This is a genomic window from Candidatus Magnetaquicoccus inordinatus (assembly GCF_004217665.1).
Taxonomy (GTDB): domain Bacteria; phylum Pseudomonadota; class Magnetococcia; order Magnetococcales; family Magnetaquicoccaceae; genus Magnetaquicoccus; species Magnetaquicoccus inordinatus.
Window position 1 is genome coordinate 1 of record NZ_RXIU01000018.1, and the last position, 8,293, is coordinate 8,293.

9 protein-coding genes and 1 pseudogene are annotated in these 8,293 nt (G+C 54.0%); 3 read left to right on the forward strand and 7 right to left on the reverse strand.

What is annotated here, in order from left to right; genetic code table 11:
* Positions 1-21: 21 nt before the first annotated feature.
* Both rsmA and EJP87_RS03020 read right to left on the reverse strand, forming a co-directional pair.
* Positions 22-903 (reverse strand): 16S rRNA (adenine(1518)-N(6)/adenine(1519)-N(6))-dimethyltransferase RsmA, encoded by an 882-nt coding sequence (rsmA, locus tag EJP87_RS03015; protein WP_130470391.1) that lies wholly within the window; start codon positions 901-903, stop codon positions 22-24.
* Position 904: 1 nt separating this feature from the next.
* The gene (locus EJP87_RS03020; RefSeq protein ID WP_130470392.1) at positions 905-2,014 is read right to left on the reverse strand and encodes a hypothetical protein; all 1,110 of its coding nucleotides are present in this window, start codon (positions 2,012-2,014) and stop codon (positions 905-907) included.
* A gap of 35 nt (positions 2,015-2,049) precedes the next feature.
* Here EJP87_RS03020 and EJP87_RS03025 point away from each other — a divergent pair, with 35 nt between their 5' ends.
* A complete protein-coding gene (locus tag EJP87_RS03025) occupies positions 2,050-2,568 on the forward strand; it encodes a DciA family protein (protein WP_130470393.1) in 519 nt (172 codons plus the stop codon).
* Between the two features lie 233 nt (positions 2,569-2,801).
* Here EJP87_RS03025 and EJP87_RS03030 read toward each other — a convergent pair whose 3' ends face one another.
* From EJP87_RS03030 to ndk, 5 genes are all read right to left on the reverse strand, one after another.
* Positions 2,802-3,449, reverse strand: coding sequence for a hypothetical protein (locus tag EJP87_RS03030; protein WP_130470394.1), 648 nt, complete (start codon positions 3,447-3,449; stop codon positions 2,802-2,804).
* Positions 3,433-4,065, reverse strand: coding sequence for a hypothetical protein (locus EJP87_RS03035; RefSeq protein WP_153188653.1), 633 nt, complete (start codon positions 4,063-4,065; stop codon positions 3,433-3,435). The genes EJP87_RS03030 and EJP87_RS03035 overlap by 17 nt, the downstream gene beginning before the upstream one ends.
* Positions 4,062-5,102 carry an AAA family ATPase gene (locus tag EJP87_RS03040; RefSeq protein WP_130470396.1) on the reverse strand — a complete coding sequence of 347 codons (1,041 nt, stop codon included), beginning with the start codon at positions 5,100-5,102 and terminating at the stop codon, positions 4,062-4,064. The genes EJP87_RS03035 and EJP87_RS03040 overlap by 4 nt, the downstream gene beginning before the upstream one ends.
* Positions 5,099-6,166, reverse strand: coding sequence for a dual-specificity RNA methyltransferase RlmN (gene rlmN, locus EJP87_RS03045; RefSeq protein WP_130470397.1), 1,068 nt, complete (start codon positions 6,164-6,166; stop codon positions 5,099-5,101). Before rlmN ends, EJP87_RS03040 begins: the two co-directional genes overlap by 4 nt.
* Before the next feature lie 354 nt (positions 6,167-6,520).
* On the reverse strand, positions 6,521-6,949 hold the full coding sequence (gene ndk, locus EJP87_RS03050; protein WP_130470398.1) for a nucleoside-diphosphate kinase: 429 nt from the start codon (positions 6,947-6,949) through the stop codon (positions 6,521-6,523).
* A gap of 239 nt (positions 6,950-7,188) precedes the next feature.
* Here ndk and EJP87_RS03055 point away from each other — a divergent pair, with 239 nt between their 5' ends.
* Positions 7,189-8,112, forward strand: a complete 924-nt coding sequence (locus EJP87_RS03055; RefSeq protein ID WP_130470399.1) for a DUF4412 domain-containing protein — start codon at positions 7,189-7,191, stop codon at positions 8,110-8,112.
* A gap of 64 nt (positions 8,113-8,176) precedes the next feature.
* Positions 8,177-8,293: pseudogene (locus tag EJP87_RS03060) on the forward strand (YebC/PmpR family DNA-binding transcriptional regulator); the annotation flags it as partial.

An 8,293-nucleotide genomic window follows, 5' to 3' on the forward strand; every position in this document is an offset into this window, starting at 1 on the left:
CAAACAGTTGCTCCAACAGGTTCAATCAGTCATCGAGGGCATGATGGCAGAGATCTCTCCCTCGACATACTCCGCCCCCGATACCGCCTCTTCCGGCCAACAGTTGGCCAAATGAACCATTTCGACCACCGATAGGGTTTCACCACGACGCTGCGGATCGATTCCGCTCTTCTGCAACCACTGCAGCGGCTGTTCGGTCAACACCTTGAGAGCATTCAACAAAGTTTTGCGGCGCTGCCCAAATGCGGCTTTGACAGTTTGCTGAAACTGATAATAATTGCCCACCTCAGCCAGAGGTGTGCTGCGCCTGTGCAAACGAATCACTGCCGAATCGACTTTGGGAATCGGATAAAAGGCTGTCGGCGGCACAGAGAGCAGTGGCGTCACCTCCATCCACAACTGGGTATGCACGGAGAGTGTGCCATAGGCTTTGCTCCCAGGGGCTGCGGCAATGCGCTCTGCCACCTCCTTTTGAAACATCAAAACCATGCTCTGGATAGCATCACCTTGTTGCAACAGATGGAAAAGCATGGGTGAGCTGATATGGTAGGGCAGATTGGCGACAATGATCAAAGGCGCCGCCAAAGCTTCCGCCCGTTCGCGAAAGGAAAAGCGCAGGGCATCGGTATGGATGATCTCCAAATTGCCCAACCCCTGACAACGCGAGCGCAACACCGGCAACAGTGAGGCATCCTGTTCCAGCACGGTCAACTCTTTGACCGCAGAGAGCAGCGGCACTGTCAGACTGCCCACCCCTGGACCAATCTCCAAAAAATGGCCTGGAGAGCCGCTCAGAGCGGCCGCGACAATTGCCTGGGCAATCTCCTCATCGTGGAGAAAATTTTGTCCCAAACCTTTTTTGGGACGCAGACCATGACGTTTGAGCAGTTGGAGCAGCGACATCTCATGACTCCTTGGTCAAGGCGAGAACAAGAATCTGTGCCAGTGGCCAGAGAAGGGGCAGCACCAGCAAGCCAATTCCCCAATCACTCACAAAAGTGATGGCGAGCGCAGAGAGCCAACAGAGCGCCAGGCGCCAAGCTGCTCCCTCTCCGAGGCGTTGCTGGGCCAGTGCACGCCGGGGCGTGGGCAGACCGGGCCACCACCAGAGCGGCAAGAGATGGGCCAGTGCACCACTGAGCAGAGGAAGCAAAAAGAGGGCAAAGAAGAGTGGCAAGGCCACTTGCCCCTCTTGCCAGAGGGTACTGGCCAGGGTAACCGCAAATCCACCTACCGCCCCCAAAAGCAGCAGTGGGCTGGAGTTGCCGCTTACAAGAGGCCGCCAGTGGCCTTGCAGCGGTAGCAGCATGCGGACCAACAGCCAGAACCAGATGGCAACCCCGGCAGCGGAAAGGGGGATTCCCCATGCTCCGCCCAACACCAACAACAGGGTAGCCAGCAGCGCATAGGGAAGATCCTGGTGCAAGCGTTGTCCTGCTTTGGGATCGGGATAGGCACCGACGGTAGGCAGTAAAACCTGCAGAGTACCGATGGCACTTAAGCCTACAAAACCAAAGAGATTCAAATGGCGATGCAGGGAGCGCCAGAGCAACCATTGTTCGGGCCAAACAGCGATCAAAGCGATCAAAAGCAGTGCGGCCATGAAGAGCAGCAGAGCTGCCTGATACCAACGCAAACCCGGATGCGGCCCCCCCAAAGCGCGGCGCGCCTGCTGCCACATCCAATAGAAGAGCAGCGCTGTACTGAGCAGAGCCAAGGGAATGGCCAGAGCCAGCAACCACGGCCACTGCCACAGCGCAGCCACTGCCAAAAGCGCGGCCACCAGTGCCAGGAGTGGCAGAGTGTGCAGCCATGGAGCAGGGCTGGCGCTGCGGGTGAGTACCGGAGTAAAATAGATCATGGCAGCAAAGAGCAGCGGCAAAACACCCACAGCCAGCAGCAGATGCAGCATGAAAGCGGTGGCAAGAGGGTGTGGTTGCGTGGCAAACAACAGAAAAAGCGCCAGGAGAGTTATGCCATAGCGAGCTGGTGTGAGGGAGAAGAGATTGCTCACTGCTTTAACCGGTCGGGAAGGATAGAGGGCGGCGGATGGATAAAATTTATCATTTCAAAGAGCTGATGCCCATATCCGATTTGGTGCAACGGGTGGCTGGAAAGCTGCTTGAGCATCCACGCAGCAAAGGGATGCAGCTCTATCGGCAGTGGTATCGTGCGGTAGGCAGCACCATTGCCGACCACTCTGAACCGGCGCATCTGGCCAATGGGGTGTTGACGATTCGGGTGGACAGTCCAGTCTGGCATCAGCAGCTCCATCTGATCAAGGCTGAGCTGTTGGCCAAACTGCAACCGTTGCTCCCCGATAAAGAGATCCGTGATCTGCGTTTTCGTCAGGAGACGCTCCGCATGCGTCAGACGCGCCCCCCCGCGGCAACTCAGCCGCCGGTGCCCTTTCCAGAGCCCCATCCGAGTGATTTGCAGAGGGCAGAGCAGTGGTTGCAAGAGGTAGCTGACCCCGAACTGCGTGCTGTACTCTTCCGTTTGCTTTTGACATACCTGACCTTAAAACGCAATGGTCAGGATCCGTTCAGCCAGGGCAATCGCAATTAAACAAACAAAAAAATTATTATGGAGGTCCAGGAGGAGATTATCTCCTCCTGGCAGGTGCAGGACAGCGTCCTGCGTCTATGCGGCGTTTCACCAGAAGCGAATGCGAAGCATTCGCGCACGCCGCAGCAATCTGTGCCCCGCAGGGGCACGCTTTGGGAGGGCGGACGCCCGACTTGCACAGTTCAGAAGTGTGGCAACGGTGTGGAAAGAGCAAATGCGCTTGCTCTGCCCGCTCAGCCGATCCAACTCAACACAAACTCTTTGACCGCATGGGCAGTCGGATAGCGGCTGCGCTCGGCTGGCACATGAAACAGTGCCGCTTGCTGACGACCGAACCAGAAGGAGTCAAAACGGCCACACTCCCCCTGACAATTGCCCTCTTTGAGAAAGCAGTCGTAATAAATATCCACCCTTTTTTCCAACACGATCTGCGGCTGCAGATGCTCAGGAAAAAGAAAAGGCTCTCCCTTCTGCTGCCACTCTTTGCTGTAGCGCAACAAGCGCTCTTCACGAAAGGCTGGCTGACCCTTTTCATCGGCGGCTATGGTAAAGGTATAGCACAGTAAAAAGGCAGCCTGATCGGCACGTAAACCTGCACCATCCAGCCACAAGGTGGCTGTTATCCTCTCCTCCGCCTCGACCGTCACAACAAGCTCTTGATGCGCACCGGTCATGCGTCTGCAAGCCTCCTGTGGTCCCCACTGCAGACAGGCACGGACAAAAGCCATCCTGCTGCGCAGTGCATTGGCCTGAGAATCAAGCTCCTTTGCCAGAACATTTTTACCTGAAGTGGGCAACAACCAGTGCGACTGGAGGCTTGTATCTTGCCAATGCAGGCCAACCAATACCGCTTGCGCTTGCCATTTACTTGACGTTTGCATCAGGAAACCACTCCTTGAGCAGGATGACGATCCTTTTGAAGCTCTCACTCTTTTGCCAGGCTCTCAGACTGGCAATACCGGCAATCTTCCGATAATCCTCCGGCCGTGGATTGTGGTTTCGTTTGCGCTGCAGACAATAGAAAAAAAGCTCCTTTGGGTAGCGCTTCCGGCAATCCACTACCTCCATCTCTTTTTTGGCTGCAAACTGCTGCTGCCACTCTTGCAACAGGGGTTCATCTACCTGCAGATGCTTACCAATCGCCTCTGGATTGTGCCACAACCACTCCTCCAGCTCTGGAACAAGCACCTGGGCCAGATAATGACCAGACCAACTCTCATTTTCCATCTTTGCGGATATGTGCTGCTGCACCTGAGCAGCAGGCTCTTGCTCTTTACCCGATCCATGATGGTCCCAGATAAGCATAACCTTGGCAAACTGCCCCTTGCGCAGTTTGAGCAGCGCCGGTCCCTCCTTGACAACCCCCGCATCCCGTCCCACATAGCGTTCCACTTCTACATCGACCTTGCGTATTCCGAGTGACTGGTGACGCTGCAAAACCCTCCGCAACACCGCCTCAGCATCGGCATCAGCGGTCATCACATAGAGATCCCTCATCCCAGGATACCGGAGGCAAAAATGGTGGCCAGATCTGGCGTACCATCCCATTGCTGCAAAATGGGATGTTGGGATCCGGGAATAACTTGCGTCCCTTCAGGACCGGATGAAAAACAGAGCAATTGGGCGGGATCCACATGTTGCACCACCAGAGGGGAGTGCGTACTGAGAAAAACCTGTGCCTGCGGCACCGTAGACAAAGCACGCACGATAATTTCCAATGCCCTGGGATGCACACCATTTTCCGGCTCTTCAATCATATAGATTGCCGCAGAGGGCGGCAAAAAGGCCAGCAGAGTCAGAGCCAGCATGCGCAACGTGCCATCGCTCAATAACCAGGAGGGACACTCCAAACCATCCTCATATTTCAGGATCAAATATTCGGCATTATCGGCCTCGCGACGATCCCACCCAATTGCCGCCAAACCAGGCAGGGCATATTGCAGATGATGAACCCACTCCTTGATGATCGGGGTCTGTTTGAAGCGGGTGCGTTTGTTCGGAGAGCGTTGATTATCCCCACGCAATCTGCCCACCACCCGCGCCAGATTGCTGCCGTTGCGTTCTAGCACAGTCCCGGCAAGAGCTGAACATGGCCAACGCATGGCAGAGCTGTCAAGTTGGAGATAACAAAATATATATGAAAGAAAGTTTTTACCGTCTTCGCCCATTCCAGCAGGAATATTTACAAAATAATTACTATAAACACCTTTTTCTGTGTCATTACAAATAAAAACTGAAAATTTAATATCTTCTTTTCCCTCTAAATTTTCAAAATAAAATTGACTATCAATAACAAGAGAGAATTCAATATTTCCACCTCTACGCAAAAAAGTAAGATCATCTAAAACAGTACCAGTCCGTTTTTCAACGGCCTTCCTTAGTCCTATCTCAAAAAAATCCCGCACAAATTCCAACGCATCCAAAAAAGTTGATTTGCCACTGCCGTTCGGACCAACCAAAAGATGAAATTGTCCCAACTCCAGGTCAATCTCTTTTATAGAGCGATAGTTGCGAATAATGATCCGTTTGATCATGCAAACTCTCCGCAAGCTTTCACAGGCTGGCCACCTCCACACTCCGAGCGCAATTGCCCACAGGCGGCGGCGATGTCGGCACCACGACTGTCACGAATTACGGTGACAATCTTGGCCTGACAGATAATCTCTTGAAAACGCAAGGTATCCTCGCGTGCCGTGGGCTCGTAGGGCGAACCCGGCCAGGGATTGAAGGTAATCAGATTGACCTTGGAAGGGATGTCACCGATAAATTGCACCAGTTCGCGGGCATCCTGCAGCGAATCGTTGACCCCTTTGAGCAGCAGATATTCCCAGGTAATGGCCCGACCATGTTTGAGCGGAAAGGCACGGATGGCCTCGCGCAGAGCGGCCAGATCATATTTGCGATTGAGCGGAATCAAACGATCACGTACCGCATCGCGCACACTGTGCAGAGAGATGGCCATATTGATGCCCAGATCCCAACCCACCTGCACCAGCCTGGGCACCACTCCAGCGGTTGAAAGGGTGATCTTGCGGGTACCTATCGCCAAACCAGTGCCATTGAGCAGAATGCGTACCGCCTTGACTACAGCATCATAATTATAAAGCGGCTCCCCCATCCCCATCAGCACCACATTGGTCACCTTCAAACCTCTGGCAGCCAGCTCGGCACGGGCAAAGGTCACCTGCTCGACAATCTCTCCCGCCTCCAGATTGCGCAACAACGGTTGGGTTCCGGTGTGACAAAAAGTGCAGGAAAGCGTACACCCCACTTGTGAAGAGACACACAAGGTACCGCGTTCTATGTCGGGAATATAGACCGTCTCAATCTGCGCCCCATCCTGCAAACCCAGCAACCATTTTTCCGTGCCATCCACAGAGAGGCGGTGGGTCAACACCTGTGGCATCAAGGGCAGACTCACCTCCAGCAGACGGTGGCGCACCGCTGCCGGCACATCACTCATCTCCTCCACAGAGCGCGCCAGTTTGACATACAACCAGGACCAAATCTGCTTGGCTCGAAAAGGACGTTCTCCCCATTCCGTCAGCAGAGTGTTCCACTCCTCCCAACTCAAACTGGTCAAGCGCAATCGCTGCATGGATCACTCAATCATTCTCAAAACATAATTATTCAGGTTCGTGCTGGCTTGCCAGCTCTACCCCCATGGGGATGCTGTGCGCATTGGCGCAAAAATGCGCGCCAATGCGCACAGCTTGCTTCCATGAGGCGCTTAAGCCGACGCAAAGAGCGCGTCGGCTCAGTTTGAAAAGCGCGCCAAAGGCAAAATATTAAAAGCAAAATCCCAGGGATTCCATCCCTGGACCCGGCCAGGGAGGTGCCCTCCCTGGACCCGCAGTTGTTTTGGGTGGTGAATAATTACCTCAAAACATCAATCCAGATTATCCAGGGGGCTGCAGCCAGCGCAAGCAGCCCCCCAGACACTTTTCCCTCATCAAAAACGGGCGTGCAGATCCATACCAGCAAAGAAAAAGGCAATCTCTTGCGCCGCCGTCTCCGGGGCATCGGAACCATGCACAGCATTGGCTTCGATGCTGGTGGCAAAATCGGCCCGAATGGTCCCAGGATCTGCTTTGGCTGGATTGGTCGCCCCCATCAACTCACGATTGCGGGTGATGGCACTTTCGCCCTCCAACACCTGCACCACAATCGGCCCAGAACTCATATATTTGACCAGATCCTCATAGAAAGGCTTGCCACGATGCACCGCATAAAAATTGCCTGCCTGCACCGCCGACAAGTGCATCATCCGACAAGCCGCAATCTTTAAGCCCGCCGCCTCAAAACGGGCATAGATCTGACCGATCACATTTTTGGCTACCGCATCGGGTTTGATGATGGAGAGGGTCCGTTCAACCGCCATGTCTTACTCCTTTTTTAACTGTGGATAACTCTGTGGATAAAATGGTGACTTTCGGCGCAAAGCGCTGCGCAACTCTCATCTGCGTAAGCGAAATTAAAGTAAGATAGCCGGTGGATAAACCTGTGGCTAACTGTAAATAACTTGATCTTTACGCGCCCAGCATTTATAGTCCTGCTCGGGTAAACACCTGTGCCTGAATTGACAGTATAAACCTATTTTTCCAGAGAGAGAACCCCGCCATGCGCTTTCTGCAACACCGCACTATCCGCCGGTTTGCCATTCTGCTCGGCCTGTCCGCTCTGTTGTCTGCCCCTGCCACCAGTCAGGCCGCCATCTGGTATTCGGGTGAATTTTCTGCCGACATTATCATCAATGATCCGCGAACTCCAGAGAGCAAAGCGCGTGGCAGCTTCCATGTCGGCAAAGATCGTTTTCGTGCCGAAGGGGTGCACCAAGGCAAGCAAAAGGTGATGATCGTTCTGCCGCAAGAGCATAAAGTCTGGATGCTGCATCCCGAAGAAAAAACCTTCTACGCCGGAGCGGGCAATGCACCCATTCCTCCCAAACCGGATATTGAACGGCTGCCCGGCGATAAAGATGGCCCCTGCAAGCAGGAAAGAGGCATCACCTGCAGCAAGTTGGGTAACGAAAAGCTCAATGGCGTCGATACCGAAAAATGGGAGATCACTATCACTCCTCCTCCCCCACCTCCCGGTCAACCTGTCGCCAAAGCGCCGGAAAAGCAAAAAGTGCTGCTGTGGACCGATCCACAACGCCGGATCATCATTCGCCAACAGCCTGATGTGGGTCCGGCCATGGAGCGGGTCTTGGTCGCAACAGAGAAGGTCAATGGACGCGATACCGAAAAATGGAACGTCTCCATGAGCTATCAGGGCAAATCGCAAGGCTATATTCGCTGGGTGGACAGCAGTTTGCGTGTACCCGTGCGTGAAGAGGAAAATGGTCAGGTGTTGATCGAACTGGTCAATATCCAGGAAAAGGCACAACCCGCCTCCCTGTTTGAGATTCCCAAGGAGTATAAAGAGGTGGCCGTTCCTCCTCTCCCCATGTCACAGATTCCCGGCAGTGGCGAAATGGGACACCCACAAGTCGATGAGCGCTCAGCACCCACCGCGCAACCCGGTAAAATGCAATATCGTTGATTGCCTGGTTGCAAACAGTTTTACCATCCAGGTTGCAAACAGGTTCGTTGTTCAGGAGAGTCGCATGGCAGGACATAGCAAGTGGGCCAATATCAAAATCCGTAAAGGGGCCCAAGACGCCAAACGTGGCAAGATCTTTACCAAATTGATTCGTGAAATCACCACTGCCGCCCGCATGGGT

Bases quoted from the DNA above. Each gene is read 5' to 3' on its own strand.
- rsmA (WP_130470391.1), bottom strand. From the start codon at position 903: ATGTCGCTGCTCCAACTGCTCAAACGTCATGGTCTGCGTCCCAAAAAA.
- EJP87_RS03025 (WP_130470393.1), top strand. From the start codon at position 2,050: ATGGATAAAATTTATCATTTCAAAGAGCTGATGCCCATATCCGATTTG.
- EJP87_RS03030 (WP_130470394.1), bottom strand. From the start codon at position 3,449: ATGCAAACGTCAAGTAAATGGCAAGCGCAAGCGGTATTGGTTGGCCTG.
- EJP87_RS03035 (WP_153188653.1), bottom strand. From the start codon at position 4,065: ATGAGGGATCTCTATGTGATGACCGCTGATGCCGATGCTGAGGCGGTG.
- EJP87_RS03040 (WP_130470396.1), bottom strand. From the start codon at position 5,102: ATGATCAAACGGATCATTATTCGCAACTATCGCTCTATAAAAGAGATT.
- rlmN (WP_130470397.1), bottom strand. From the start codon at position 6,166: ATGCAGCGATTGCGCTTGACCAGTTTGAGTTGGGAGGAGTGGAACACT.
- ndk (WP_130470398.1), bottom strand. From the start codon at position 6,949: ATGGCGGTTGAACGGACCCTCTCCATCATCAAACCCGATGCGGTAGCC.
- EJP87_RS03055 (WP_130470399.1), top strand. From the start codon at position 7,189: ATGCGCTTTCTGCAACACCGCACTATCCGCCGGTTTGCCATTCTGCTC.